Origin of the sequence: Kineococcus sp. R86509, from assembly GCF_042466365.1 — a bacterium.
Taxonomy (GTDB): domain Bacteria; phylum Actinomycetota; class Actinomycetes; order Actinomycetales; family Kineococcaceae; genus Kineococcus.
Genome location: NZ_JAXHCE010000001.1, coordinates 433,917 through 460,513, shown reverse-complemented (window position 1 = coordinate 460,513; position 26,597 = coordinate 433,917). Strand labels below are relative to the sequence as shown.

24 protein-coding genes are annotated in these 26,597 nt (G+C 73.0%); 14 read left to right on the top strand and 10 right to left on the bottom strand.

What is annotated here, in order from left to right; translation table 11 throughout:
- Window positions 1-73 precede the first annotated feature (73 nt).
- Window positions 74-2,512: a RelA/SpoT family protein gene (locus SJY07_RS02230; protein ID WP_380156749.1), complete on the top strand. Its 2,439-nt coding sequence runs from the start codon at window positions 74-76 to the stop codon at window positions 2,510-2,512.
- Here the strand turns inward: SJY07_RS02230 and SJY07_RS02225 are convergent.
- Together SJY07_RS02225 and SJY07_RS02220 are read right to left on the bottom strand one after the other, a co-directional pair.
- Window positions 2,484-3,113 (bottom strand): hypothetical protein, encoded by a 630-nt coding sequence (locus tag SJY07_RS02225; RefSeq protein WP_380156747.1) that lies wholly within the window; start codon window positions 3,111-3,113, stop codon window positions 2,484-2,486. The genes SJY07_RS02230 and SJY07_RS02225 overlap by 29 nt on opposite strands.
- Before the next feature lie 62 nt (window positions 3,114-3,175).
- Complete coding sequence (locus tag SJY07_RS02220) at window positions 3,176-4,798, bottom strand: DUF349 domain-containing protein (protein ID WP_380156745.1); 1,623 nt, start codon at window positions 4,796-4,798, stop codon at window positions 3,176-3,178.
- Between the two features lie 119 nt (window positions 4,799-4,917).
- Here SJY07_RS02220 and SJY07_RS02215 point away from each other — a divergent pair, with 119 nt between their 5' ends.
- Window positions 4,918-5,610, top strand: a complete 693-nt coding sequence (locus SJY07_RS02215; RefSeq protein ID WP_328295865.1) for an MBL fold metallo-hydrolase — start codon at window positions 4,918-4,920, stop codon at window positions 5,608-5,610.
- A 2-nt stretch (window positions 5,611-5,612) separates the two neighbouring features.
- On the opposite strand, the gene SJY07_RS02210 is transcribed toward SJY07_RS02215, so the two are convergent.
- A complete protein-coding gene (locus SJY07_RS02210) occupies window positions 5,613-6,299 on the bottom strand; it encodes a pentapeptide repeat-containing protein (RefSeq protein ID WP_328295866.1) in 687 nt (228 codons plus the stop codon).
- Between the two features lie 34 nt (window positions 6,300-6,333).
- Complete coding sequence (locus SJY07_RS02205) at window positions 6,334-7,005, bottom strand: hypothetical protein (protein ID WP_380156742.1); 672 nt, start codon at window positions 7,003-7,005, stop codon at window positions 6,334-6,336.
- Between the two features lie 516 nt (window positions 7,006-7,521).
- Between SJY07_RS02205 and SJY07_RS02200 the strand changes: the two genes are divergently transcribed.
- The 6 genes from SJY07_RS02200 (at window position 7,522) to SJY07_RS02175 (ending at window position 12,357) form a co-directional block, all read left to right on the top strand.
- Window positions 7,522-8,034 carry a GNAT family N-acetyltransferase gene (locus tag SJY07_RS02200; RefSeq protein ID WP_380156740.1) on the top strand — a complete coding sequence of 171 codons (513 nt, stop codon included), beginning with the start codon at window positions 7,522-7,524 and terminating at the stop codon, window positions 8,032-8,034.
- Window positions 8,035-8,369: 335 nt separating this feature from the next.
- Window positions 8,370-8,738: a hypothetical protein gene (locus SJY07_RS02195; protein ID WP_328295869.1), complete on the top strand. Its 369-nt coding sequence runs from the start codon at window positions 8,370-8,372 to the stop codon at window positions 8,736-8,738.
- A gap of 118 nt (window positions 8,739-8,856) precedes the next feature.
- A complete protein-coding gene (locus SJY07_RS02190; RefSeq protein ID WP_380156738.1) occupies window positions 8,857-9,456 on the top strand; it encodes an ATP/GTP-binding protein in 600 nt (199 codons plus the stop codon).
- Window positions 9,453-9,842, top strand: coding sequence for a roadblock/LC7 domain-containing protein (locus SJY07_RS02185; RefSeq protein ID WP_380156736.1), 390 nt, complete (start codon window positions 9,453-9,455; stop codon window positions 9,840-9,842). The genes SJY07_RS02190 and SJY07_RS02185 overlap by 4 nt, the downstream gene beginning before the upstream one ends.
- A gap of 86 nt (window positions 9,843-9,928) precedes the next feature.
- Window positions 9,929-11,719, top strand: a complete 1,791-nt coding sequence (aspS, locus tag SJY07_RS02180; RefSeq protein ID WP_380156734.1) for an aspartate--tRNA ligase — start codon at window positions 9,929-9,931, stop codon at window positions 11,717-11,719.
- On the top strand, window positions 11,716-12,357 hold the full coding sequence (locus tag SJY07_RS02175) for a phosphatase PAP2 family protein (protein WP_380156732.1): 642 nt from the start codon (window positions 11,716-11,718) through the stop codon (window positions 12,355-12,357). The genes aspS and SJY07_RS02175 overlap by 4 nt, the downstream gene beginning before the upstream one ends.
- Here the strand turns inward: SJY07_RS02175 and SJY07_RS02170 are convergent.
- The 6 genes from SJY07_RS02170 to SJY07_RS02145 all read right to left on the bottom strand — a co-directional run bounded on the left by SJY07_RS02170 (window position 12,295) and on the right by SJY07_RS02145 (window position 19,106).
- Window positions 12,295-12,525: a hypothetical protein gene (locus SJY07_RS02170; protein WP_380156730.1), complete on the bottom strand. Its 231-nt coding sequence runs from the start codon at window positions 12,523-12,525 to the stop codon at window positions 12,295-12,297. The genes SJY07_RS02175 and SJY07_RS02170 overlap by 63 nt on opposite strands.
- Before the next feature lie 123 nt (window positions 12,526-12,648).
- On the bottom strand, window positions 12,649-14,760 hold the full coding sequence (locus SJY07_RS02165; protein ID WP_380156728.1) for a glycosyltransferase family 39 protein: 2,112 nt from the start codon (window positions 14,758-14,760) through the stop codon (window positions 12,649-12,651).
- Window positions 14,757-16,076 (bottom strand): glycosyltransferase, encoded by a 1,320-nt coding sequence (locus tag SJY07_RS02160; protein WP_380156726.1) that lies wholly within the window; start codon window positions 16,074-16,076, stop codon window positions 14,757-14,759. Before SJY07_RS02160 ends, SJY07_RS02165 begins: the two co-directional genes overlap by 4 nt.
- A gap of 86 nt (window positions 16,077-16,162) precedes the next feature.
- Window positions 16,163-17,686, bottom strand: coding sequence for a sensor histidine kinase (locus tag SJY07_RS02155; protein ID WP_380156724.1), 1,524 nt, complete (start codon window positions 17,684-17,686; stop codon window positions 16,163-16,165).
- 28 nt (window positions 17,687-17,714) lie between these two features.
- Window positions 17,715-18,470, bottom strand: a complete 756-nt coding sequence (locus tag SJY07_RS02150; RefSeq protein ID WP_328295878.1) for a response regulator transcription factor — start codon at window positions 18,468-18,470, stop codon at window positions 17,715-17,717.
- A 159-nt stretch (window positions 18,471-18,629) separates the two neighbouring features.
- The gene (locus SJY07_RS02145) at window positions 18,630-19,106 is read right to left on the bottom strand and encodes an STAS domain-containing protein (RefSeq protein ID WP_380156722.1); all 477 of its coding nucleotides are present in this window, start codon (window positions 19,104-19,106) and stop codon (window positions 18,630-18,632) included.
- A gap of 114 nt (window positions 19,107-19,220) precedes the next feature.
- Here SJY07_RS02145 and SJY07_RS02140 point away from each other — a divergent pair, with 114 nt between their 5' ends.
- The 6 genes from SJY07_RS02140 to SJY07_RS02115 all read left to right on the top strand — a co-directional run bounded on the left by SJY07_RS02140 (window position 19,221) and on the right by SJY07_RS02115 (window position 26,580).
- Complete coding sequence (locus tag SJY07_RS02140) at window positions 19,221-20,627, top strand: replication-associated recombination protein A (RefSeq protein WP_380156721.1); 1,407 nt, start codon at window positions 19,221-19,223, stop codon at window positions 20,625-20,627.
- Between the two features lie 17 nt (window positions 20,628-20,644).
- Window positions 20,645-21,184: a type II toxin-antitoxin system PemK/MazF family toxin gene (locus SJY07_RS02135; RefSeq protein WP_380156719.1), complete on the top strand. Its 540-nt coding sequence runs from the start codon at window positions 20,645-20,647 to the stop codon at window positions 21,182-21,184.
- Window positions 21,185-21,344: 160 nt separating this feature from the next.
- On the top strand, window positions 21,345-24,026 hold the full coding sequence (alaS, locus tag SJY07_RS02130) for an alanine--tRNA ligase (protein WP_328295882.1): 2,682 nt from the start codon (window positions 21,345-21,347) through the stop codon (window positions 24,024-24,026).
- A 2-nt stretch (window positions 24,027-24,028) separates the two neighbouring features.
- Window positions 24,029-24,595 (top strand): Holliday junction resolvase RuvX, encoded by a 567-nt coding sequence (gene ruvX, locus SJY07_RS02125; protein ID WP_380156716.1) that lies wholly within the window; start codon window positions 24,029-24,031, stop codon window positions 24,593-24,595.
- 8 nt (window positions 24,596-24,603) lie between these two features.
- On the top strand, window positions 24,604-25,698 hold the full coding sequence (mltG, locus tag SJY07_RS02120) for an endolytic transglycosylase MltG (RefSeq protein WP_380156714.1): 1,095 nt from the start codon (window positions 24,604-24,606) through the stop codon (window positions 25,696-25,698).
- Window positions 25,699-25,719: 21 nt separating this feature from the next.
- The gene (locus SJY07_RS02115; protein ID WP_328295885.1) at window positions 25,720-26,580 is read left to right on the top strand and encodes a shikimate dehydrogenase; all 861 of its coding nucleotides are present in this window, start codon (window positions 25,720-25,722) and stop codon (window positions 26,578-26,580) included.
- The last annotated feature ends 17 nt before the right edge of the window (window positions 26,581-26,597 follow it).

Sequence of the window (26,597 nt, the reverse complement as noted above, 5' to 3'; positions counted from 1 at the left end):
GCAGGTCGGCCCGTCCTCCTCCCCTTCCGTCCGCGTTCACCTAGACTGGTGCCCGGACGAACGGAGGGGCGACATGGCCGACGGCACCGAGACTCACGCCACTGCCACGAGTGCGCCCGACACACCGGCGCAGGTGGAATCCCCGACGCAGGGGTCCGTGGTCCCCGCACCGGCACCGCAACGCCGTCCCCCCACGGGCCGACCCAACGGGCCGGAACGACGTCGCGGCACGGAGGCGCAGCACACCGGTCCGGTCACCGCCGGGCGGATGCTCTCGCGCCTCGCGCGCTTCGGTCAGCACCGCCAGTCCAGCGTCTCGCCCGTGTTGGAACCGCTGCTGCGCACCGTCTCCAACACCCATCCGAAGGCGGACCTGTCCGTCGTCGAGAAGGCCTTCGACCGCGCCGAGCGCGCGCACGACGGCCAGCGCCGCAAGAGCGGCGACCCCTACATCACCCACCCCGTCGCGGTCGCGACGATCCTCGCCGAGCTCGGCATGACCCCGTCGACGCTCGCCGCGGCGCTGCTGCACGACACCGTCGAGGACACCGACTACACGCTGGCGAACCTGCGCGCCGACTTCGGTGACGAGATCGCCGTCCTCGTCGACGGCGTCACGAAGCTCGACAAGGTCACCTACGGCGACGCCGCGCAGGCCGAGACCGTCCGCAAGATGGTCGTGGCGATGGCCAAGGACATCCGCGTCCTGGTCATCAAGCTCGCCGACCGCCTCCACAACGCCCGGACCTGGCGCTACGTGTCGGCGGCCTCGGCGGAGAAGAAGGCCCGCGAGACCCTCGAGATCTACGCCCCCCTGGCCCACCGCCTGGGCATGAACACCATCAAGTGGGAGCTGGAGGACCTGTCGTTCGCGACGGTCTACCCCAAGGTCTTCGACGAGATCGTCCGCCTCGTGGCCGACCGGGCGCCCGCGCGCGAGGAGTACCTGCAGGGCGTCCGCGAACAGATCGAGGACGACCTCAAGAGCGCACGGGTGCGGGCGACGGTCACCGGCCGGCCCAAGCACTACTACTCGATCTACCAGAAGATGATCGTGCGCGGCCGCGACTTCGCCGAGATCTACGACCTCGTCGGGGTGCGGGTCCTGGTCGACTCCGTCCGCGACTGCTACGCCGTCCTCGGTGCGCTGCACGCGCGCTGGAACCCGGTCCCCGGCCGGTTCAAGGACTACATCGCGATGCCCAAGTTCAACATGTACCAGTCGCTGCACACGACGGTCATCGGGCCCGAGGGCAAGCCCGTCGAGATCCAGATCCGCACCTACAACATGCACCAGCGCGCCGAGTACGGCGTCGCGGCGCACTGGAAGTACAAGGACGACCCGAACGCCGTCGGCGGCGGCGGGGCGCAGAACGAGATGGACTGGCTGAAGGCCGTCGTCGACTGGCAGCGCGAGTCCGCCTCCAGCGACTTCCTCGACGACCTGCGCTGGGAGATCAACGCCGGTCAGGTGTTCGTCTTCACCCCCAAGGGCGACGTGCAGGAGCTGCCGGCCGGTTCCACCCCGGTCGACTTCGCCTACGCCGTGCACACCGAGGTCGGCCACCGCACGATGGGCGCCCGCGTCAACGGCCGCCTCGTCCCGCTGGAGTCGACCCTCGACAACGGCGACCTCGTCGAGATCTTCACCTCCAAGGCCGACGGCGCCGGGCCCAGCCGCGACTGGCTGCAGTTCGTCAAGAGCCCGCGGGCGCGCAACAAGATCAAGCAGCACTTCTCGAAGGAACGGCGCGAGGAGGCGATCGAGGACGGCAAGGACGAGATCGCCCGGGCGATGCGCAAGCAGCACCTGCCGTTGCAGCGTCTGCTGTCCCACGACTCGCTGCTCGTCGTCGCCCGCGAGCTGAACCACCCCGACGTCTCGGCGCTCTACGCGGCGGTGGGGGAGCGTCACGTCTCCGCGGCCCACGTCGTCGAGAAGCTCATCGCCGCCGTCGGCGGGGAGGCCGCCGCCGAGGAGGACCTCGCGGAGGCGACCACTCCGGGCCAGACCCGGCCGAGTCGCAGCAGCGGTGACGCCGGGGTCGTCGTGGCCGGTGCGGACGACGTGTGGGTCAAGCTCGCCCGGTGTTGCACCCCCGTGCCGCAGGACCCGATCGTCGGGTTCGTCACCCGGGGTGCCGGTGTCTCGGTGCACCGGGAGGACTGCGAGAACGTGACGATGCTGCGCAACGAGCCCGAGCGGATCGTCGACGTGCAGTGGGCCTCGGCCATCGCGACCGGTCAGACCCGGCTCTTCCTGGTGCAGATCCAGGTCGAGGCGCTGGACCGGGCGCGTCTGCTCTCCGACGTCACCCGGGTCCTCTCGGACAACCACGTGAACATCCTGTCCGCGACGGTGTCGACGAGCCGGGACCGGGTGGCCCTGTCGAAGTTCTCCTTCGAGATGGCCGAACCCAACCACCTCAGCCAGGTGCTGAACGCGGTGCGCCGCGTCGACGGGGTCTTCGACGCCTACCGGGTCATGGCGTCGCGTCCGACGAAGGCCTGACCTCCTCCCGCGGGCGGGGTGCCCGCGGGAGGTCGAGGGCCCGGCGGGCGGTGCGCACCCCGCCGCGCCCGCGGGCCCGGTCGCTGGCGTCCCGGAGGTCGCCGTCCGCCAGCAGTCCCGCGTCGAGCATCCGCTCGCGCAGCCACGGTGCGCGGTGGGGTCGGACGGCGGCGACGTCGAGCAGCGTGCGAGCGGGCGTCGTGAGGGCCAGCCCCGCGAGGTCCTGCACGTCACCGGGTGCGGGCCGCACCCGGGAGAAGCTCAACCGCAGTGGAGCGTGGGGGAGTTCGGGGAGGCGCCCGCCCGCGACCTGGACCTCGTGCGGTGCGGGCAGCGGTCGTCCCAGGTGCACCCAGGCGGCGGCGTCGGCGATGACCACGACACCAGTGGGGACGAACAGCGCGAGGGCGCGGGCGCGCAGGGCCGCGTCCAGGGTCACGTCGGCCGCGAGGACCACGTCCCCGACGACTTGCTGCAGGAGCCCGTCGCGGACCTCACGGTCAGCCGCCGCCGCTGCGGCCCGACCCTGCGGTCGCCACGGGGTGTCACCGTTGCCGGCGGCACCTCGGACCAGGACAGAGGTCAACCACTCGTCGCGCACGCCACCCAGTCCACACCGTGGACGGGGACGTGCGCGACGAGCGGCTCGGACCTGTGGACAGCTCAGGCGTCGCGCAGGGTGGCCTGGGCGGCGTCCAACCACGCGCGACGGGCCCGGAGGGCTTCCTCGGCGCGGGCCAGCGCCCGGGCGTCACCCTGGGTGCGGGCCTTCTCGACGTCGGCCTCGAGGTCGCGGATGGCGTTCTCGAGCTGGCTGGCGAGGCCACCGGCCCGGGCCTGGGCCTCGGGGTTGGACCGCGACCAGCGGGCCTGCTCGGCGTCGCGGACGGCGGTCTCGACGGCGCGCAGGCGCCCCTCGACCCGGCCGAGGTCGGTGCGCGGCACCTTGCCCGCGGCCTCCCACCGGTCCTGGATGGAGTTGAGGGCCTTCTTGGTCGCGTTGAGGTCCTTGATCGGGAGCAGCGCCTCCGCCTCGAGCAGCAGGGCCTCCTTCGCGACGAGGTTCTCGCGGAACTCCTCGTCCACCTCGTCGTTGGCCGCGGTGCGCGCGGCGAAGAAGACGTCCTGGGCCGCGCGGAAGCGGTCCCACAGGGTGTCGTCGTCCTTGCGGCCGAGGCGACCGGCCGCCTTCCAGCGGTCCATCAGGGCGCGGTAGGCGTTGGTCGTGCCGCGCCAGTCGGTGGAGGTGGACAGCGCCTCCGCCTCGGCGACGAGGGTCTCCTTCTCGGAGCGGATGGTGCTGCGTTCCTCACCGAGGGCGGCGAAGTGGTGGCGGCGCATCTTGTCGAAGGCGCTGCGGGCGTGGCTGAAGCGCTTCCACAGGTCGTCCTCGCTGCGCTTGTCGAGGCGACCCTCGCGCTGGGCCGCCTTCCACTCCTCGAAGAGGGTGCGCAGGCGTTCGCCGGAGGAACGCCACTGGACCTTCTCGGGGTCCTGACCGGCGATCTGCTCGGCCTCCTCGACGATCGCGAGCCGACCGGCGCGCAGCGTCTCGCGCTGGGCGGCGCGGGCGCGGTCGGCGGCAGCCCGGGCCTCGTCGGCCACGGTGGCCAGCGCCTCCACGCGGGCGGCGAGGGCGTCGAGGTCACCGACGGCGCGGGTCTCGGCGAGCGCGGTGCGCAGCGTGGCGACCCCGGAGACGATGTCCTTGCCGGCCAGTTCAGTGCTGCGCAGGCGCTGCTCGAACAGGTCGACCTGGGCGACGACCTCCCCGTACTTGCGCACGAAGTAGGCGATCGCCTCCTCGGGTGTCGCGTCGGGGTAGGCGCCGACCTCGTGCTCACCGTCGGCGCGGCGGACCCAGACGGTGCCGTTGTCGTCGACGCGCCCGAAGGCGGCGGCCGCCTCGCGGTCCACCGAGGTCAGGTGCCCGACCTCGGGGCCCGCCTCGGTGGTCGTCGGCGCGACGACGGCCGGGGCGGGGGTGGGACGCGGGCGCGGCGCGGCCGGGGTGGGACGCGGGCCGGGAGCCGGGGTGGGGTCGACCGGCTGCTCCGCCGGAGGGCCGGCCTCGGGCTGCGGCTCCGCCGTCACCTCGGAAGGTTCCTCCGACGACGACTGCGGCGCCTCCGACGCCGGGTCGGCCTCGGCCGCCGGCGTCTCGGCCGCCGTCACGTCCTGCTGCGCGGCAACCGTCTCCGGTGCCTCCGGGGTCGCTTCGGTCGGGGTCTCGGGGGTGTCCGCCACGTCCGTGAGGGACGCCGGCTCCTGGGGCTGCTCGGTCACCCGCCTGATTCTAGGTCCCTCGGGCCCCGATCGGAGCAGGCAGTCACGGCGTGCCCGGTCCTGATCGCGGGCCGTGAGCGACGTCGTCCCTGTCGGCGGCGCGAACTAGGGTGCGTGACGTGCTCATCGACACGGTCGAGGCGACCGTCTTCGGGACCAACTGCTACGTCGTCGCACCCCGGGCCGGGGAGGAGTGCGTCGTCGTCGACCCGGGGGTCGACGTGGCCGACCGCCTGGCCGAGGTCCTGCGCCGGCACCGCTTGAAACCCGCCGCGGTCCTGCTGACCCACGGGCACCTCGACCACACGTACTCCGTCACCCCCGTGTGCGGGGTGCACGGTGTCGCCGCCACGATCCACCGCGCCGACGCGTACCGGCTGAACGATCCGCTGGCCGGGATCGGAGCCCCCCTGCGCCAGGCCCTGGAGGCCACGACGGGCACCGTGCAGTGGCGCGACCCCGACGACGTCGTGACCGTCGAGGACGGGGCCTCCCTGCAGGTCGCGGGCCTCTCGATCGCCGTCCAGCACGCACCCGGGCACACCGAGGGGTCCGTGCTCTTCTCGGTCGACCGGGCCGGGGAGCCCGACCTGCTGCTGTCCGGGGACGTGCTCTTCGCGGGCTCCATCGGACGGACCGACCTGCCCGGCGGGGACCACCAGGCGATGCTGCGCAGCCTGCTGACGCGGGTGTTGCCGCTGGAGGACGCCACCGACGTGCTGCCGGGGCACGGTCCGGCGACGACGATCGCCCGCGAACGTGCGACCAACCCCTACCTGCAGCAGCTGGCCCGTCTCGCCGGCGGGTCCTGAGGTCAGTCCGCCACCCGCAGTCCGAGGTGCTCGGCGAGCAACGGCGCGAGGCGGAGGAGCTGGAGCTCGCTGATCCGGGCGCCGCGCAGCGACCCGACCCCGCTGACGGCCTCGAGGTCGGCCCCGCTCAGGTCGACACCGCTCAACCGGGCCGAGGTCACGTCCAGGTGCCCGATCCGGCAGTCGAGGAACCGCACCCGCGTGAGGCCCGCGCCGGAGACGTCGACCTCGCGCAGGTCGCACCCGGTGAAGGTGACGTCGGTCAGCGACGCCTCGCGCAGGTTCACGAAGTCGAAACGGCCACCGCGGACGGCCACGCGCGTCCACTGCGCCGCGGACAGGTCCCACGCGCCGATGCGGCAGTCCTCGACGACCACCTCCTGCCAGGTGGAGGAGCGCCACGGCGCCTCGGTCGCGGCGAGCGCGGCGATCCGCACGTCGACCAGGCGGGCCCCCGCCAACGCCAGCCCGTCGGCGCGCACCCGGGACAGCACGCACCCCAGGAACCGCGCGTCCCGGGCGTCGACGCCGCTGAGGTCCCCGCAGGTCGCCTCGCCGAAGAGGAGTCCGTCGTGGGACTCACCCGCCCTCGGTGGCCGCGTCGCCGCCTCGAGGGTGGACTCGTCGAGCGGGAGGTCGGGGGTGGGCGTCGCCGGCTCCTCGGAGCGGCGGCTGGGCTTCTTCGGCACGGCGCCACTGTGCCCGATCAGCTGCGGTGCCGGACTAGCCGGCGCCGACGTCCTCCGCCGCGAAGCCCAGCACCCGCGCGCCACCGCCGGGACCGTTGAGGACGCGTCCGCGCGCGAGGACCACCCCGTGCCGCGGCGGCGCGATCCGGAAGCGCACGTCGTAGGGCAGCCCGGTCGAGGCGGAGGAGCGCAGCGCCGAGGAAACGAGTGAGCGGTCCTCGTCGTGGACGCTGCGCCGCAACCACTCCGGCAGCGACGCGACCCCCGGGTGCTGGCCGAGGCCGTAGAGGACGCCGCTGCGGGCGTCCCAGGCGACGGTGTCCGCGGTGGCGTCGTACTCCCACGCCCCGGTCGACTCGCTCGGCAGCGCGGCCTCCCCGGCGACCCGCAGGTCGATGAGGCGGCCCGTCGGCGGCAGGACCCCGGCGAGGCGGGCTCGCAGGGCGGGCGGCACGAGGTGCAGGGTGGCGGAGCTGCGGACGTCGGCGAGGACCCGGGCCAGCGCCTCGTAGCCCAGACCGTCCCCCTGGACGACGAGCCGGTCGTCCACTCCGTGCTGGTCGTCGACGGCGACGGCGTCCACGAGCACGGTCAGCACCGGGTCGGGAGCCTCGGGGAGCTCGTCCCCCCAGAGGGCCTCCAGGTCCGCGCGCACGCGCTCGGCGCGGTGGCGCAGGTGGTGCTCGTGGCTCAGGGCGTCCGACACGCAACCTCCCGGGGACGATCGACGTCGGACATCCCCCAGCCGACGCGCGCAGCCGTCCGAGCGCAGGCTCCAGCGCGGCTGGGGATCAGTCAACCGTTCCCACGACGCTCCGACAAGGGGCGCGCGCCGGGCGTGCGCCACCCGGCGCGGTTCCGCTCGCGAACGATCACGAGTCCAGGATGGTGGACGCGCGATGCAGGGCCCCAACCTGTCGACGTCGCGGACACGTCGAAAGTCACGAGATCACGTAGGCCCACCCGTGGTGGGCTCGCCAGCTTCCTCGCTGACATCAACCCTGGGACCGGCTACCTGGACCGAGCGTCGCTGCGCTACGCCGCCCTGCTCGTCGGCTCGGGCACTCCCAGCCGTTCTGGGCGCCCTGCGCCCGACGTCACGGTCATCCCGCGTCGTGAGCGCTGCCGCCGGCGGCCGCGACGCTGCGGCCTCGCCGAAGAGCAGACGCGCGACGCAGGCGCGGTGTCTGGAGCGAACGGCACCCCTCCCTAGGGTTCGACGATGACCGAGGTGAGGCCCCCCGTCCTCGAGGACGCCGACCAGCTCGCACGCATCCACGTCGACACCTGGCGCGCCACCTGCACGGGCCTGATCCCCGACACGGTGATCGCGGGACTGTCGCTGAACAGCTCCGTCCAGCGGTGGCGTGACGTACTGCCCACCACCCCGCCACGACACTGCTTCGTCGCTCTCGACGTCACCGGAGACGTCATCGGCTTCGTGCGTCGCGGCCCCAGCCGCGACGAGGGAGCAGCACCCACCACCGGTGAGGTCCAGTCCCTCTACGTCCACCCCGAACACTGGAACACCGGGGCCGGGCGAGCACTGCTCGACACCGCCACCACCGAGCTGCGCGACGACGGCTTCACCGACGCGACCCTGTGGGTCCCGACCGGCAACGCCCGCGCCCGGCGCTTCTACGAACGGTGCGGCTGGCACACCGACGGGCGCACCCAGCACGACCACCGCCGGGGCGTCGTCCTGGACGAGGTGAGCTACCGGCGCGGCCTCTGACCCGCTGACTGACCCGCTGACATCCATCCGGTCACCCCGCGGTGCGCGCGGTGGCTCCGGGCCGGCCACCCCCGGCACCACGCCGGAACGGGGCTCCGCAGACGCTGCCGCGTCACGTCGGCCCAGCCGGTCTCTCGCCAGCCGGCCCGTTCCCGCCGGGAACTTCTAGACGTCGTGGGGCGCAGAGGGTCTCACCCGTTCGTCCGAGTGCGATTCACCCGTTCACCGATCCCGATCGGGGTTCAGACCGGGACGTTGAGGGCCGAAGTAATGGGGGACACCACCGGGCAGCGGATCGACCGCCGTCCGCAGCCCCACCTACGGAAGGACCTGACGTGACCAACGTCGACGCCACCCTGAAGGCCTGCCTCGAGATCGACGGCGCCACCGCCGCGGCCCTCGTCGACTACGAGTCCGGCATGTCGCTCGGCCAGGCCGGGGGCGGCGCCCTCGACCTCGACGTCGCCGCCGCCGGCAACACCGACGTCGTCCGCGCCAAGCTGCGCACCATGCAGCGCCTGGGCCTGTCCGAGAACATCGAGGACATCCTCATCACCCTCGGCACCCAGATCCACCTGATCCGTCTCATCCAGTCGCAGTCCGGCCAGGGCCTGTTCCTGTACCTGGTCCTCAAGAAGGACTCCTCGAACCTCGCCATGGCCCGTCGCCAGCTGACGATCCTCGAGCGCGACCTCGCGATCTGACGATCCCCCCGCACCACCGCACCACCGCACCACCCGTCGGCGGTCGGCCGGACGCCTCACCGCGTCCGCGTCCGACCGCCGACGCGCGCAGCCCCCACCCCGCCTCCCGAGGAGCTCCGTGAGCAGCCCCGCCCGCAAGATCGTGGTCACCGGACCCTTCGGGGCCGGCAAGACCACGTTCGCCACCACCGTCACCGCAGGCCTCGGGGGTGGGACGCTCGTGACCACCGAGACCGGGGTCAGCGACGAGACGGCCGCGCTCAAGACCTCCACGACCGTCGCGATGGACCACACCAGCTTCACGGTGCCCGCCCCCGCCACCGCCGGCTGGGACGACGTCAGGGTCAACCTCTTCGGCACCCCGGGCCAGGAACGGTTCTCCTTCATGTGGGAACTGCTGGCCCGGAACATGGACGGCTACCTCGTCCTCGTCGACGCCAGCCGCTCCACCAGCATCGAAGCGGCCGCCGACATCGTCGGGGCCTTCCAGCGCATCGCCCCGGCCGTCCCGCGCCTGATCGCGGTCAGCCGCTGGGCCGACCCCGCCGGCACCCGCGCCCGACTGGGCCAGCTCCTCGGCACCTCGCCGTCGGCGCTCATCGCCTGCGACCCCCGCGACCTGTCCCAGTGCACGGCCGTCCTGACCGTCCTGCTCGACGGCGTCCACACCCTCGAGAGCCGCCGCGTCGCCGCCGGCACGGACGGAGCCACAGCATGATCGTGAAGCAGCACGCGATGCGGGTCAGCGGCGCCCTCAAGCGCGACATCCCGGGGCTGCGGCGGATCCTCGTCGCCCGCACCGACGGCCTCGCCTTCCACGACGACGGCCCCGAACGCGACCACGAGTCCGCGGCGGCCATCGTCGCGACCGTCCTCGGCATCGCCCAGCGCGCCGCGGACGCCAATGTCCTCGGCCCGTTCCAGTCCACGACCGTCAAGGGCACCGACGGTGCTCTCGTCGTGTACGCGATCACCACCAGCCACATCCTCGCCGTCGTCACCGACCCCTCCGTCAACCTCGTGCTGCTCGACCGCCTCGCCCTCAAGCTGGTCGCCGACCTCGCCGGCGCCGAGTCCGGCGCGACACCGGCCCGCGCCCGCTGAGCCCTCGGGGGAGTGCTCCCCGGGGTGCGGCGTTCCGTAGGATCGTCCGTGCGCACACCGCGCTCTGACGATCGAAGGGACCTCCCGTGCTCCGCACCCACGAGGCCGGCAGCCTGCGCGCCGGTCACGCCGGACAGACCGTGACGCTCACCGGCTGGGTGGCGCGTCGACGGGATCACGGGGGAGTGGCCTTCCTGGACCTGCGCGACGCCTCGGGTGTCGTCCAGGTCGTCGCGCGCGACGAGATCCTCGACGCCGGCGGCGCCCGCGACCTGCGCAACGAGTACTGCATCCGCATCACCGGAGACGTGCGGCTGCGCCCCGACGGCAACGACAACGCCAACATCCCCACGGGTGCGGTCGAGGTCGACACCACGGCGCTGGAGGTCCTCTCCGAGGCCGCACCGCTGCCGTTCCAGATCGACGACCACCTCACCGTCGGTGAGGAGGCCCGGCTGAAGTACCGCTACCTCGACCTGCGCCGCACCGGCCCCGCGAACGCGCTGAAGCTGCGTTCGGCCGCGAACAAGGCCGCGCGCACCGTGCTCGAGGAACACGCGTTCACCGAGGTCGAGACCCCGACGCTGACCCGGTCCACCCCCGAGGGGGCGCGCGACTTCGTCGTCCCCGCGCGCCTGTCCCCGGGTTCCTGGTACGCCCTGCCGCAGAGCCCGCAGCTGTTCAAGCAGTTGCTGATGGTCGCCGGCATGGAGCGCTACTACCAGATCGCCCGCTGCTACCGCGACGAGGACTTCCGCGCCGACCGGCAGCCGGAGTTCACCCAGCTCGACATCGAGATGAGCTTCGTCGAGCAGGACGACGTCATCGCCCTCGGCGAGCAGATCGTCTCCGCGCTCTGGAAGCTCATCGGCCACGACGTGGCGCTGCCGATCCCGCGGATGACCTTCGAGGAGGCCATGCGTCGCTACGGCTCCGACAAGCCCGACCTGCGCTTCGGCATCGAACTCGTCGAGTGCGCGGAGTTCTTCGCGGACACCAGCTTCCGCGTCTTCCAGTCGCCCTACGTCGGTGCCGTCGTCATGCCGGGCGGGGCCTCCCAGCCGCGCAAGACCCTCGACGCCTGGCAGGAGTGGGCCAAGCAGCGCGGGGCCCGCGGGCTGGCCTACGTCCTCGTCGGCGAGGACGGCGAACTCGCCGGTCCCGTCGCCAAGAACCTCTCCGACACCGAACGCGCCGGTCTCGCCGCGCACGTCGGCGCGAACCCGGGCGACTGCATCTTCTTCGCCGCCGGCGCCGTGAACCCCTCCCGTGCGCTGCTCGGAGCCGCCCGCGCCGAGATCGCCCGGCGCACCGGCGCGATCGACGAGAACGCGTGGTCCTTCCTCTGGGTCGTCGACGCACCCATGTTCAAGTCCGCGGCCGAGGACGACGACGTGTCGATCGGCGGCGGGAACTGGAACGCCGTCCACCACGCCTTCACCGCCCCGAAGCCCGAGCACCTCGACACCTTCGACACCGACCCGGGGTCCGCGCTCACCAACGCCTACGACATCGTCTGCAACGGCAACGAGATCGGCGGCGGCTCGATCCGCATCCACCGCCGCGACGTCCAGGAGCGCGTCTTCGCGGTCATGGGCATCTCCGAGGCCGACGCGCGGGAGAAGTTCGGCTTCCTCCTCGACGCGTTCTCCTTCGGCGCCCCGCCGCACGGTGGGATCGCCTTCGGCTGGGACCGCGTCGTCGCCCTGCTCACCGGCTCCGACTCCATCCGCGAGGTCATCGCCTTCCCCAAGTCCGGCGGCGGCTACGACCCGCTGACGGCCGCTCCCGCGCCCATCACGGTGCAGCAGCGCCGCGAGGCCGGGGTCGACTTCACGCCCGAGGCCAAGAAGCCGGCGGAGACCGTCGAGGCGTGATCCGGTCCGCCCTGGGGTGTGCCGTCCTGTTCGTGGCGCTCGCGGTCCTCGTGACCACGGGCGCCACGGCGCGTCCGGACCGGTTCCTCTCCGAGCTCGGGACGGCCGCCGCGGGTGCCCATCCCACGCTGACGCGGGTCGCCCAGGTCGTCGAGGCCGTCACCCAGCCCGTGTGGGTGTACCTGGCGGGTCTGCTCGGCGTCGTGGCCGTCTGGCGCCGCGGGCGCCCGCGGGCCGCGGTGGCCTCGCTGGTCGCGGGTGCGGTCGCGTCGGTGACGTCCCCGGCGTTGAAGGCGGCCTTCGACCGGGAACGTCCGGCCGTCGACCTCGGGTACACCACCGCCGGCGGCGGGTCGTTCCCCTCCGGGCACGCCCTGGCGTCGGCGACGGTGGTGCTGCTGTTGGTGCTCGTCCTGGTGCCCGCCCGGTGGCGTTCCCGCGCGATCGTCCTGGGTTCCCTGGAACTCGGGGTGGTCGCGGTGGACCGGGTCTGGGTGGGCGCGCACTGGCCCAGCGACGTGCTGGCCGGGTTCCTGCTGGCGGGTCTGATCGTCCTGCTCGCCGCCCGGTTCGCGTCAGAGGCTGACGGTGACCCAGCCGGTGCGGCGGGTGGTCCCGGTCCCGAGGCTCGCGGGTAGCGCGGCGGGGGAGACCTCACTGACGCGCACCGGCGCGCGGTGGCCGGCGTCGACGGTCGTGGGTTCGGCCTGCGCCGCCCCGACGAGTCCGAGGCTGCCCACCCCCGTGACGAGGCCGACGGCGAGGAGGCGGCGGGGGAGGCGGTTCGTGCGGGTGCGCTGCGTCATGACGTCATCCTGGGGCCGGGGGTTCTGCGTGGCCCTGGAGGTTCCTGTGCGGTGACCGAGCCCGCACCCGGCTCCCGACGACAGTGGGCGTGGTCCCGCGGGACCACGCTCGTGCCGACCGGGTCAGGAGGCCGTGAGGTCGTAGACCGTCGTGCCGTCGACCGTGGTCGCGGTGAAGTTCGCCGCGACCCACTCGGAGATCTCGTTGGCGTCGTCGCTGCCCCCGGAGGTGGTGGAGGCCATCGAGGAACTCGCGATGTAGTAGTGGATGTCGCCGGCCGCGACGTGGGCCTGGAACTGGGCCAGGGTCGGCGCCGGGTCGGTGCCGTTGAACCCGCCGACGGCCATGACCGGTTCCTGGGTGGCGAGCTGGTACCCGGCCGCGTTGTTCGAACCCGTCGTGGCCGCGACCCAGGAGTAGGAACCGGCGTCGGCCTCGAGGAGGGCGGTGAGCGCCGCGCCGGGGGTGCTGGCGCCCAGCAGGCCGCCGACGCCGCCACCCCGCGCGGACCGCGTCCCGAGTCCGGTGCCGGCGGAACCCGTCGTGCCGCCCGCCCCGGTCGGCGGCCCGAACGTCCGCTGACCGCTCTGACCGCTCTGACCGCTCTGACCGCTCTGACCGCCGGCCCCGCCCTGGGCGAACATCCCGCTGAACTGACCGCCCCCGCGGGTGCCGGGCATCCCGCCGGCCATGCCGAAACCGGAGGACACCGTCGGGCCTGCGGAGACGATCGCCCCGGTGTGGGCGGTCGACGCCGTCTGCAGGGAGTACGAGGCGGGGCCGGCGAGGACCGCGATGGCGGCCGCGACGGCCCCGGCCTGCCGCAGTGAACTCCGCAGCTGGCCGGACACCGGGCCACGGACGAACGCCGCCGCGACGAACCCGGCGACGGCCAGGACCCCGGCCACCAGGACGACCCAGCGCAACCACGGGACGAAGTCGGCGCTGCGGGAGAGCAGGACGACGGACCACGCCGTGCTGACCGCGACGACGACCGCGAGGACGGGGAGCGCCCACCGGGCCGACCGCAGCCGCCACAGGTCCACCGCACCCGTCGCGACCAGAGCCGCGACGGCCGGGGCCAGGGCCACCGTGTAGTAGGGGTGGATGATCCCGGACATGAAGCTGAAGGCCACGAACGTGACCAGCAACCAGCCGGCCCAGGCGAGGTAGCCGGCGCGGCGGACGTCGGTCCGCGGGGCGCGTCGGGTCACGACGAACCCGGCGATCGCGAGCAGGAACGCCGCGGGCAGCAACCACGAGACGTTCCCGCCGAACTCGGAGGAGAACATCCGCCCGAGACCGGTCTCGCCCCAGCCGTGGGTGGCGCCGACGCTTCCGGTCTCATCGCCGGTCAGGCGGCCGAAGCCGTTGTAGCCGAACGTCAGTTCCAGGAACGAGTTGTCCTGCGAGCCGCCGACGTAGGGGCGCCAGGAGTCCGGGACGAGTTCGACGACCGCGACCCACCAGCCGCCGGCCACCACCACGGCCGCTCCTGCGAGCAGCAGGTGCCGGACGCGCCGGCCGAGGCCGTGCGGGGCCGCCCACAGGTAGGCCAGTCCGAGGCCGGGCAGGACGAGGAACACCTGCAACTGCTTGGTGAGGAAACCCAGGCCGATGAACACCCCCGCCCAGTACAGGAACCGGGCCCGGCCGGTGTCGACCGACGTCAGGACCGCCCAGGTGGCGGCGATCATCAGCAGGACCAGCAGGGCGTCGGGGTTGTTGAAGCGGAACATCAGGACCGCGACGGGCGTGGTGGCCAGCAGCGCTCCGGCGATCAGACCGGCCGCGGGGGTGCTGCGCCGGCGGACGGTCGCGTACAGCAGCGCCACCGCGGCGACGCCCTCGAGGGCCTGGGGCACGAGGATCGACCACGACGACAACCCGAAGACGCGCACCGACAATCCGGTGACCCACAACGCCGCCGGGGGTTTGTCGACGGTGATGGCGTTCGCCGCGTCGGAGGAGCCGTAGAACCAGGCCTCCCACGACTGCGACCCCGCCTGCGCGGCCGCGGAGTAGAAGGGGTTCGCCCACCCCGACTCCGACAACCCCACGAGGTAGAGGACGCCGGTGGTCAGGAGGAGGAGGAGCAGGGCGGGTCGGACCCAGCGCGGATCGGCGTCGCGACCCCGCCAGACCGACGTCGCCGCGCGTCGCCACCGCCCGGTGCCCGGCGAGGTGGCGGCGGTGCGCTCGAACCGCGGGACGGCGTCCGAGGTGGTGCTCATGCGTGCTCCTGCGGGGTGTCGAGGGCCTGCTCGGCCCCGGGTTGGTGGTGCCTGCGGTTGCGGAACACCCAGGAGCGCAGCAGGAGGAAGCGGACGACCGTCGCTGCGAGGTTCGCCGCGGTGAGGACCGCGAGTTCGACCCCGCGACCGGCGTCGGGGTTCCCCGAGTGCAGCGCCGACAGGCTGCCTGCGGTGATGGCCCAGCCGAGCAGGAACACGAACAGCCCCTGCGCCTGGTGCCGTCCCGCCCCGTCCCGCCCGCGGACCCCGAACGTCACGCGACGGTTCAGGGCGGTGTTGCCGACCGCGGTGACGAGGAGGGCGACGAAGTTCGCGACCTGGGCGCTGCCGAACTCCTGGAACAGCAGGTACAGCAGGGCGTAGGCGGCCGTGCTGGTCAGCCCGACCGCGATGAACCGGGTGAGCTGCCCCGCGAGCGAGGTCGGGACACCGGCGAGGGCGGCGGGCTGGGGGCCGCGGCCGAGGCTGGCGCGGATCTCCTTCAGCGGCAACCGGCCCGAGGCCATCGCCCCCGCGAGCCGGCGGATCCCGCGCAGGTCGGCCACCGCGGTGGCGACGATGTCGACGGTGCTGTCGGGGTCGTCGACCCAGTCGACCGGGATCTCCTGGATCCGCAGGCCGGACCGTTCGGCGAGCACCAGCACCTCGGTGTCGAAGAACCAGCCGGTGTCCTCGACGAGGGGCAGGATCTCCCGGGCCACGTCGGCGCGGAGGGCCTTGAAACCGCACTGGGCGTCGGTGAAGCGCACCCGCAGCGTGCCGTGCAGGATCAGGTTGTAGCAGCGGGAGATGATCTCGCGCTTCGCGCCGCGGACGACGTGGGAACCCTTCGCCAGCCGCGAACCGATGGCGACGTCGGAGTGGCCGGAGAGCAGGCCCGCGACCAGCGGCAGCAGGGCCGCGAGGTCGGTGGAGAGGTCGACGTCCATGTAGGCGAGGACCTCGGCGTCGGAGGCGGACCAGACCCGGTTCAGCGCCCGTCCGCGCCCCTTCTCCTCGAGCCGGACGTGGCGGACGTCGGGGAGTTCCTCGGCCAGGGCGCGGGCGACCCGCGGGGTGCCGTCGGTGCTGGCGTTGTCGGCGACGGTGATGCGGGTGCGGAAGGGGAAGCGGGCCACGTGCGCGTGCAGGCGGCGGACGCAGGGTTCGAGGTCGGTCTCCTCGTTGAAGACGGGGACCACGACGTCCAGGACGGGAGCCCCGGAGGTGGCGGCGGTGGTGCTCCAGGTGGCGGTGTCCGCGGCCGGCCGGGGCCGGGGTGGCGTCGTCCCCGTGGAGGAGGTGGTCGCTGTCATGGTCCCAACGTCGTCCCGCGACCTCCGGGTGCCGTGGGCTGCCGCTGTGGTCGGCCTGTGAGACCCCGCGCCCGCGATCACCGGTCTCAGCTCGAGGGCAGGGTGACGCGGAAGGCGGTGCGACCGGGGCGGCTGTCCACCGTCACGGACCCGTGGTGGGAGGTCACCACGGCCTGCACGATCGCCAGCCCGAGGCCGGTGCTGCCGGCGGCCCGGGAACGCGAGGAGTCCGCGCGGGCGAACCGCTCGAACACGCGGGGGAGGACGTCGGGGTCGATGCCCGGACCGTCGTCGACGACGTCGAGGTGGGTCCTCGCGCCGTCCGGCACGATCCCGACGGTGACCGTCGTCCCCGGCGGGGTGTGGGTGCGGGCGTTGGCGAGCAGGTTCGTCAGCACCTGGTGCAATCGGCCCGGGTCACCGACGACCTCGACGGCTTCGTCGGGCAGGTCGAGGCGCCACCGGTGGTCGCGGCCGGCGACCTGCGCGTCGCTCACCGCGTCGAGGACGGTCATCGTGAGGTCGACGCTCTCGCGGTCCAGCGGACGGCCGGAGTCGAGGCGGGCCAGCAGCAGCAGGTCCTCGACGAGACCCGTCATGCGGACCGCCTCGGACTCGACCCGGCCCATGGCGTGCGCGACGTCGGGCGGGACCTGGTCACGGGAACGGCGGGTCAGCTCGGAGTACCCGCGGATCGCGGCCAGCGGGGTGCGGAGCTCGTGGCTGGCGTCGGCGACGAACTGCCGGACGCGCTGCTCGGAGGTGTGCCGGGCCTCGAGGGCGGACCCGACGTTCTCCAGCATCCGGTTCAGCGCGAGGCCGACCTTGCCGACCTCGGTGGCGCCGTCGGCGTCGGCGTCGGGCACGCGCAGCGAGAGGTCGACCTCGCCGCGGTCCAGCTCGAGTTCGGAGACCCGGGCCGCCGTGGTCGCGACCCGTTGCAGCGGGAGGAGATCACGCCGCACCAGGAAGGAACCCACGACGGCCGCGACGGCGACACCGCCGAGGATGACGGCGATCTCGACGCCCACGACGGTGAGCAGGGTCCGGTTCACGTCGGCCAGCGGCAAGCCGGTGACCTGCAGCGACCCGTCGTCGAGGATGGTGGCCGCGATCCGGTACCGGCCCAGACCGTCGAGGTCCACGGTGAGTTCCTGGCCGGCGGTGATCTCCTCCAGGACGTCGGACTGCGCGGCGCTCAGCTGACGGACGCAGGGGGTCTGCGTGGAGGTCGAGTCGTCGTAGACGCCGGACTGCGACGTCAGCAGTTTCCCTCCGGAGTAGCGCGCGTACAGGGTCCCGTCGGTCTGACCCGGTCCGACGAAGGACGGGGTCGTGCCGTCGCTGCACGTCGTCCGGTCGAACTGCTCCGGGGGCGGGAAGTTCCCGCCGCTGCCCCCACCGCGGTCGGGGTCGCCGACGAAGCGCTGGGAGCGGTTCACCGTCGCGTCCAGCTGCTTCTCGACCCGGCCCATGAGCGAGAAGTAGAGCGCCCCCGCCGTCACCACCCCGATGACGAGTCCGACCCCGACCAGCAGTGCGCTCGTCGTGAGCACGAGCCGGCTGCGCAGGGTCTGGGGCCGGCGCAGCCGGGAGAACGGGGAGGGCATCCGGGGATCAGCTCCGACGGATCGAGGGTCAGCTGGCGACGGCGATGACCCCGTCGGCGGGCTTGAGCACGTAGCCGGCGCCGCGGACGGTGTGGATCATCGGGTTGCGGCCGGCGTCGAGCTTGCGGCGCAGGTAGGAGATGTAGAGCTCGACGATGTTCGCCTGGCCGCCGAAGTCGTAGTTCCAGACGCGGTCGAGGATCTGCGCCTTGGACAGCACCCGGCGGGGGTTGCGCATCAGGTAGCGCAGCAGTTCGAACTCGGTGGCGGTGAGCTTGATCTCCACGCCGTCGCGGGTGACCTCGTGGCTGTCCTCGTCGAGGACGAGGTCGCCGACGGCGAGGACGGGTTCCTGCTTCGCCGCGGCGAGACCGGAACGCCGCAGCAGGCTGCGCAGCCGGGCCACGACCTCCTCCAGGCTGAACGGCTTCGTGACGTAGTCGTCACCCCCGGCGGTGAGACCGGCGACGCGGTCCTCCACGGCGTCCTTCGCGGTGAGGAAGAGGACGGGGACGTCGGTCGCGTCGGCGCGCAGGCGCCGCAGGACCTCGAGACCGTCGATGTCGGGGAGCATGATGTCGAGGATCACGGCGTCGGGACGGAACGTCCGGGCGGCGCGGACCGCGTCGAGACCGTTGCCGGCCGTCTGCACCTCCCAGCCCTCGTAGCGCAGGGTCATGCTGAGCAGCTCCGACAGCGTCGACTCGTCGTCCACGACGAGGACCCGCAGAGCGGTGCCGTCGGGGCGGGTGAGTTCCGATCGGCGGTTGGTGGTCGCGGTCATGGCTCCATGCTCGACCCTCAACCTGCCAGCTGTCGTGGGAAACCCTGAGACGGACCTGTGTGTCGTCACTGGATCGGACCACTGAGGACCCTGTGACTGCTGGTGCGCCACTCCACCCATTCACCACGCTTCTAGGGCCCTGTCCCGCAACCCCTCTGCTCAGGAGGCGGCGAGTTCCCCGTCGACGACGGGCCGGGCCAGCGCGAGGACCTGCTCGACCGCGGGGCGGGCGGTCGAGGTCGTGCACTCGGCCCCCCACGCGGCGCACAGCCGCCGCACCCGCTCCACGAAGCGGAGGGCGCTCGCGTCCACGGCGGTCACCTCGCGGACGTCGAGGTGCACGCGGGCCCGGGTGGTCGCGGGGTGGGCGCAGTGCTGCTCCACCCGGCGGGCGATCCGGGCGAGTTCCTCGGCCAGGACGAGGTCGACGTCGCCGGTGAGCGTGATCGTGAACCGGTCCCCGTCGGTGCGGGTGCGCACGCCGGAAACGGCGACGGCGTCCCGGGACTCGGCGGGGGTCTCGGCGGGGGTCTCGAGCGGGGCCCAGGTCCGCGTCGCGCCCGGGAGCTCGGCACCCCGCAGGGTCCCGGTGCCCGAGCGGGTGACGAGGTGGATGCGGAGGGGTGTGTGGGTCATCGCGGCAGCCTCGCTGCGTGGTGTGGGTGGGAGTGCGGAGGAACCTGTGACCCGGCTGCGTGTGGCGTGCCGTGTGCTGCGTGCCGTGTCCGGGGGAGCACGTACCTTGTCCGCGTGGCCGACCTCTTCTCCAGCGCGAGTGCGGAGGACTCCGTGGGCGCGGACGGGACGAGGATCCCGTCGGTGCTCGCCGGGGCGCCGCTGGCCGTCCGGATGCGACCGCGCTCGATCGACGAGGTCGTCGGTCAGCAGCACCTCCTGCAACCCGGCTCACCCCTGCGCCGCCTCGCCGCCGACGGCGACCTCGGCCGCGCCGGCCCGGCCTCGGTGATCCTCTGGGGCCCCCCGGGAACGGGGAAGACGACGCTGGCCAACGTCCTCGCGCACTCCGGGGGTCGCAGGTTCGCGGAACTCTCCGCGGTCACGGCGGGGGTGAAGGACGTCCGCAAGGTCATGGAGGCCGCCCGCGACGACCGCGACCTCTACCGCCGCCAGACCGTGCTGTTCCTCGACGAGATCCACCGCTTCACCAAGGCCCAGCAGGACGCGCTGCTGCCCGGGGTGGAGAACCGCTGGGTGGTGCTCGTCGCCGCCACCACGGAGAACCCGAACTTCTCCGTCGTCACCCCGCTGCTGTCCCGCTCGCTGCTCCTGACGTTGCAGCCGTTGACGATCGCCGACGTGGAGGGGTTGCTGCGCAAGGCGGTCGAGGACCCCCGCGGGCTCGCGGGGGAGGTCACGATCGACGACGACGCGCTCGCCCACCTCGTGCGGGTCGCCGACGGCGACGCCCGGCGCGCGCTGACGGCGCTCGAGGCCGCGGCCGGGACGGCGCTCGACGACTCCGCGACCGGGACGGCGCTCGACGACTCCGCGGCCGGGACGGCGCGGATCACCCTCGTCCACGCCGAACGCGCCCTGGACCGCGCCGCCGTCCGCTACGACCGGCAGGGCGACCAGCACTACGACGTGGCCAGCGCCCTCATCAAGTCGATGCGCGGTTCCGACGTCGACGCCGCCCTGCACTACCTGGCCCGCATGATCGAGGCGGGGGAGGACCCCCGCTTCATCGCCCGGCGGATCGTCATCGCGGCCTCCGAGGACGTGGGGATGGCCGACCCCTCCGCCCTGCAGACGGCCGTCGCCGCGATGCACGCCGTGGCCCAGATCGGGATGCCGGAGGCGCGGATCGTCCTGGCCCAGGCCGTCGTGCACAACGCGACGGCGCCGAAGTCCAACGCCTCCTACCTCGGCATCAACGCGGCGATCGCCGACGTCCGTGCGGGTCTCGGCGGGTCGGTCCCCCCGCACCTGCGCGACGCGCACTACTCCGGCGCGCAGAAGCTCGGCCACGGCAAGGGCTACGTCTACACCCACGACGTCCCCGCCGGGGTCGCGGAGCAGCAGTACGCCCCCGACGAACTCGTCGGCAAGGACTACTACGTCCCCACCGACCGGGGTTTCGAGAACCAGGTCCGCGAGCGCCTCGCCCGGCTGCGCCGGATCCTGCGGGGTCGCTGAGCCGGTACGTTCCCCGCGTGCCCGGTCTCCGTTCCGCCCTCACCCGTCTGCTCGCGATCGGCGGTCGCGCGGCGCTGCGCGAGCTCGAACGCCAGACCGCCGCGCCCCGGCGGACACCCACCTCCGCCGACGCCGGTCGCGAACGCCCTCGTCCGCGTCGCGGCGGTGCCGCGGTGGCCTCCGGCGGGGTGGCGATCGAGTACGTGCCCCGCGCGGACGGTCGCCCCGACCCGGGCGAGGTCGTCTGGGCGTGGGTGCCCTTCGAGGAGATGGACGGGCGCGGCAAGGACCGCCCGGTGCTCGTCGTCGGCCGCTCCGGCGACGACCTCGTCGGGCTGATGATGACGAGCAAGGACCACGACCGCGACCCCGCGGACGGCCGGGTCTGGATCGACGTCGGCTCCGGCCCCTGGGACCGCCAGGGCCGTCCCAGCGAGGTCCGCGTCGACCGCGTGCTGACCGTCTCCCCGCGCGACGTGCGCCGCGAGGGTTCCGCGCTGGACCGCGCCCGCTTCGACGCCGTCGTCGCCGAAGGCCGCCGCCTGCACGGCTGGTGAGGCCACCGGGTCGTGGCGTGGATCCCCGACCGACCGCTCCACGCAACCCGCTGGACGGGGACGGGTAGGGTCGATGGCTGTACTGAGCACCACCCCCGCTCCACCCCCGCTCCACCCCCGCACCACACGGCAGCAGACCCAGCAGCAGGAGGCACGTCCGATGCAGACGGCAGAGATCCGTCGTCGGTGGCTCGACTTCTTCGAGCGCAAGGGGCACACCATCGTGCCCAGCGCCTCGCTGGTGTCGACCGACCCGAGCCTCATGTTCACCGTCGCCGGGATGGTGCCGTTCATCCCCTACCTCACCGCTCAGGTGCCCGCGCCGTACAAGCGCGCGACGAGCGTGCAGAAGTGCCTGCGGACCCTCGACATCGAGGAGGTCGGCAAGACCACCCGGCACGGCACGTTCTTCCAGATGAACGGCAACTTCTCCTTCGGCGACTACTTCAAGCGCGAGGCCATCACCTTCGCCTGGGAACTGCTGACGACGCCCGAGGCCGACGGCGGCCTCGGCTTCGACCCGACGCGGCTGTGGACCACGGTCTACCTCGACGACGACGAGGCGTTCCGGCTCTGGCAGGAGATCGGCATGCCCGCCGAGCGCATCCAGCGCCGCGGCAAGGCCGACAACTACTGGAACACCGGCCAGCCCGGCCCCGGCGGCCCCTGCTCCGAGATCTACTACGACCGCGGTCCCGAGTTCGGCGCCGAGGGCGGCCCCGAGGCCGACGAGGACCGCTACATCGAGATCTGGAACCTCGTCTTCATGCAGTACCAGCTCTCCGCGGTGCGCTCGAAGGTCGACTTCGACGTCGAGGGCGAGCTTCCCGCGAAGAACATCGACACCGGCATGGGGCTCGAACGCGTCGCGTTCCTCAAGCAGGGCGTCGACAACATGTACGAGATCGACGAGGTCCGCCCCGTCCTCGACTACGCGGCGCTCGCGGCCGAGAAGGACTACGGCGCCAACCACGAGGACGACGTCCGCATGCGCGTCGTGGCCGACCACGTCCGCAGCGCCCTCATGCTCATCGGCGACGGCGTCACCCCCGGCAACGAGGGCGCGGGCTACGTGCTGCGTCGCCTGATCCGTCGTGCGGTCCGCGCGATGCGCCTGCTCGGCTTCGAGGACGAGGCGCTGCCGATCCTGCTGCCCGCCTCGATGGAGGTCATGAGCGCCTCCTACCCGGAGCTGCGCACCGACTTCGACCGGATCTCGAAGGTCGCCTACGCCGAGGAGCAGGCGTTCCGGCGCACCCTCGTCTCCGGCACCGCGATCTTCGAAACGGCTGTGGCGCAGACGAAGGCGGCGGGCGGCTCGACGCTGACCGGCGACCGCGCGTTCCAGCTGCACGACACCTACGGGTTCCCGATCGACCTCACCCTGGAGATGGCGTCCGAGGCCGGCGTCACCGTCGACGAGCCGGGTTTCCGCACGTTGATGGCCGAGCAGGTCGGCCGGGCGAAGGCGGACGCGAAGGCGAAGAAGCTCGGCGGACTGGACCTGTCGATCTACCGCCAGACGCTGGAGCAGCTGACCGCGCCGGTCACCTTCACCGGCTACGAGCTCGCCGAGGGCGAGGCGCGGATCTCCGTGGTCCTGCAGGGCGGGGTCTCCACGCCGTCCGCCCCGACCGGCAGCGACGTCGAGGTCGTCCTCGACCGCACGCCGTTCTACGCCGAGGGCGGTGGCCAGCTCGCCGACCACGGCACGATCACCACCACCGGTGGCGCCGTCGTCACCGTCACCGACGTGCAGCAGCCCGTCCGCGGGCTCTACGTCCACAAGGGCAGCGTCACCAGCGGTGAGGTCGTCGCGGGGGACGGCGCGCACGCCGTCGTCGACGCGAACCGCCGTCGCGCGGTGAGTCGCGCCCACACCGCGACGCACCTCGTGCACCAGGTCGTGCGCGAGCACCTCGGCGACACCGCCACCCAGGCCGGGTCGCAGAACGCGCCGGGCCGGATGCGCTTCGACTACCACTCCAGCTCCCAGGTCGCGGCGGCCCTCGTGCGCGACATCGAGGGCGTCGTCAACGAACGGGTGGCCGACGACCTCCCCGTGTCCGCGGCGATCATGGACCGGGAGTCGGCGCTGAACTCCGGGGCCATGGCCCTCTTCGGCGAGAAGTACGGCGACAAGGTCCGCGTCGTCTCCATCGGCGAGAACTGGTCCAAGGAACTCTGCGGGGGGACGCACACCCTGACGTCGCAGCAGGTCGGGCTCGTCTCGATCGTCTCGGAGTCCTCCATCGGCTCCGGTGCGCGCCGCATCGAGGCCCTCGTCGGCACCGACGCGTACGCGTTCCTCACGCGCGAGCACCTGCTGGTCAACCAGCTCACCGAGGTCGTCAAGGCGCGGCCGGAGGAACTGGCCGACCGCATCGGTTCGCTGCTGACCCGTCTCGGCGACGCCGAGAAGGAGATCGCGAAGCTGCGCGCGGGCCAGGTCCTCGCGCTCGCCCCGACGATCGCCGCCCACCCCGTCGACAAGTTCGGGGTCCACGTCGTCACCTACGACGCCGGGACGGTCTCGGCCGACGACCTGCGCACGCTCACCCTCGACGTCAGGTCGCGGCTCGGGGACGAACGGCCCACGGTCGTCGCGATCGCGGGGGTCGCCAAGGACCGCCCGGTCGTCGTCGTGGCCACCAACGCCGAGGCGCGCCGCTGGGGCGTCAAGGCCGGTGAACTCGTGCGCGGCGCCGCGCAGACCCTCGGCGGGGGCGGTGGCGGCAAGGACGACCTCGCCCAGGGCGGTGGTCAGGACGCGACCAAGGTCGTGGCCGCGCTGCAGGGGATCGAGGACTTCGTCGGCGCCCGCGTGACCGGCTCGGTCTGAGGGTGCGGCCAGGCGCCCGACTCGCCGTGGACGTCGGGAGCGTCCGGGTCGGCCTCGCGGCGTGCGACCCTGCAGGCGTGATCGCCTCACCCGTGCGGACCCTCGTCCGCGATCCGGAGCGCGACGGCGACGTCGCCGAGATCGCGGCCGAGGCCCGCGCGCGGGCGGCGGTCGAGATCGTCATGGGTCTGCCGCTGTCGATGGACGGGTCGCAGGGCCCAGCGGCCTTGCGCGCGCTCGACTACGCGGCCAAGATCGTCCGAGCCGTCCCGGAGGTGCCGGTCCGACTCGTCGACGAGCGGCTGAGCACCGTCGACGCGCACCGGTTGCTGCACGCCGCCGGCAAGAAGGAGAAGCAGTTCCGCGCGGTGGTCGACCAGGCCGCCGCGGTGGTGCTGCTGCAGTCAGCGTTGGACGCCGAGCGTGCAGGTCACGCGCCCGGACGGGTGATGGAAGGACCGAAGGGGCGCCGCAAGGCCCGCCACCGCGGGCACGGTGTGACCTCTGAGGGTCAGCAGGCCGCGGAAGGACAGGCACGTCCCGACGCCACGGAGGGCAGGGGCTCATGATGGACCTGATGGATCTTCCCGACACCCGCTCGGACGGGTCACGGCGGCGACGCCGCCTCCGCCGTCGACGCGCGCTCGTCGCGATCGTCGCGGCGCTGGCCGTCATCGGGGGCGGGACGTGGGCGGCCTGGGGCACCCTCGGACCGGTCGTGGCCCACTTCACCGAGAGCGGCGACTGGGACGGCTCGGGTACCGGGAGCGTCGACGTCAAGGTCGCCAGCGGTGACACCGGCCGGGCCATCGGCCGCACCCTCGTCGACGCGGGCGTGGTGAAGACCCAGAACGCGTTCGTGTCCGCTGCGCAGGCCCAGCCGAAGTTCTCCGGGATCCAGCCGGGCACCTACCGGCTGAAGGAGCACATGTCCGGCACCGCCGCCGTCGCGCTGATGCTCGACCCGAGCGCCAAGGTCACCACCAAGCTGACGATCCCCGAGGGGCTGCGGGCCGAGCAGGTCTACGCGCTGATCGAGAAGAACACCTCCATCGCCGACGCCGACGTCCGTGCGGCGCTGGCGAACCCGGCCGCGCTCGGCCTGCCGGCGTCCGCGAACGGCAACGTCGAGGGCTACCTCTTCCCCGCGACCTACGACGTCGACCCCGACGAGACCGCCGTCGAGCTGCTCACCGCGATGGTCGCCCAGTCGACCAAGGTCATGGCCGACCTCGGCGTCACCCCCGAGCAGATGCACGACGTCGTGGTCGAGGCGAGCATCGCGCAGAAGGAGGCGCGCAGCGCCGAGGACATGACCCGGGTGACGCGCGTCCTCGACAACCGGATGGCGATCGGGATGAACCTGCAGCTGGACTCCACGGTCAGCTACGCGGTGAACTCCTCCAACGTCGTGACGACCACCGCCGAGCAGCGGGCGACCGACTCGCCCTGGAACACCTACCTGCACCCCGGCCTGCCCGCCGGACCGATCAGCAACCCCGGCGCGGACGCCCTGCGCGCCGCCCTGGCCCCCGCCGACGGCCCGTGGCTGTACTTCGTGACGGTGAACCTCGAGACGGGTGAGACCCGCTTCGCGACCACCATCGAGGAGCACAACGCCAACGTCGCGTTGTTCCAGCAGTACCTGCGGGAGCACCCGGAGGGCAAGTGACGTCACGATGAGGGCCTCACGATGAAGGCCGCGGTCTGCGGTTCCCCCATCCGGCACTCGCTCTCGCCCGCCCTGCACCGCGCGGCGTACGCGGCGCTCGGGCTGGAGGGGTGGAGCTACGACCTGCTCGAGGTCGACGAGGAGCGGCTGCCGGCCGTGATCGGCGACCTCGACGCCGGCTGGGCCGGGCTCAGCCTCACGATGCCGCTCAAGCAGGCGGTCGTGCCGCTGGTCGACGAGGTCAGCGACTTCGCCCGCGCCGTCGGCTCCGTCAACACCGTCGTCGTCACCCCTCGACTGGACCGGCGCAACACCCCGGGGCGGCGCGGGGTGCGGTTGCGGGCCGAGAACACCGACGTCATCGGTCTGGTGACCGCGCTGGCCGAGGCCGGCGCGTCGCGGATCCGCCGGGGCGTCGTGCTGGGCGGGGGAGCGACCGCGCGGTCCGCCGTCGTGGCCCTGCTGCAGGCCGGTTGTCCCCGACCCGTCGCCGTGGTCAGGTCCCCCGACCGGGCGGCGGAGCTGCGCGGGGTCGCCGCCCGCCTCGGCGGCGAGGTGGAGATCCGCGACTGGTCCGAGCTGGCCGTGGCGTTGTCGGCGGACGTCGTCATCTCCACCGTCCCCATCGGCGGCTCGGACGCGATGACCGACGCCGTCCTCGGTGCCTTCCGCCCGGTGTGGTGGCCGCTGCTGCTCGACGTGGTCTACGCGCCGTGGCCGACCCCCGTCGCGCAACGCTGGGGCGGGGTCGTCGTCGGCGGGTTCGAGATGCTGCTGCACCAGGCCGTCGCCCAGGTGGAGCTGATGACCGGACGGGACGGGCCGGTGGAGGCGATGCGCGCGGCCGGGTTGGCGGCGTTGGCGGAACGGGCGCGGGCCTGATCCACCCTCCTGGGATC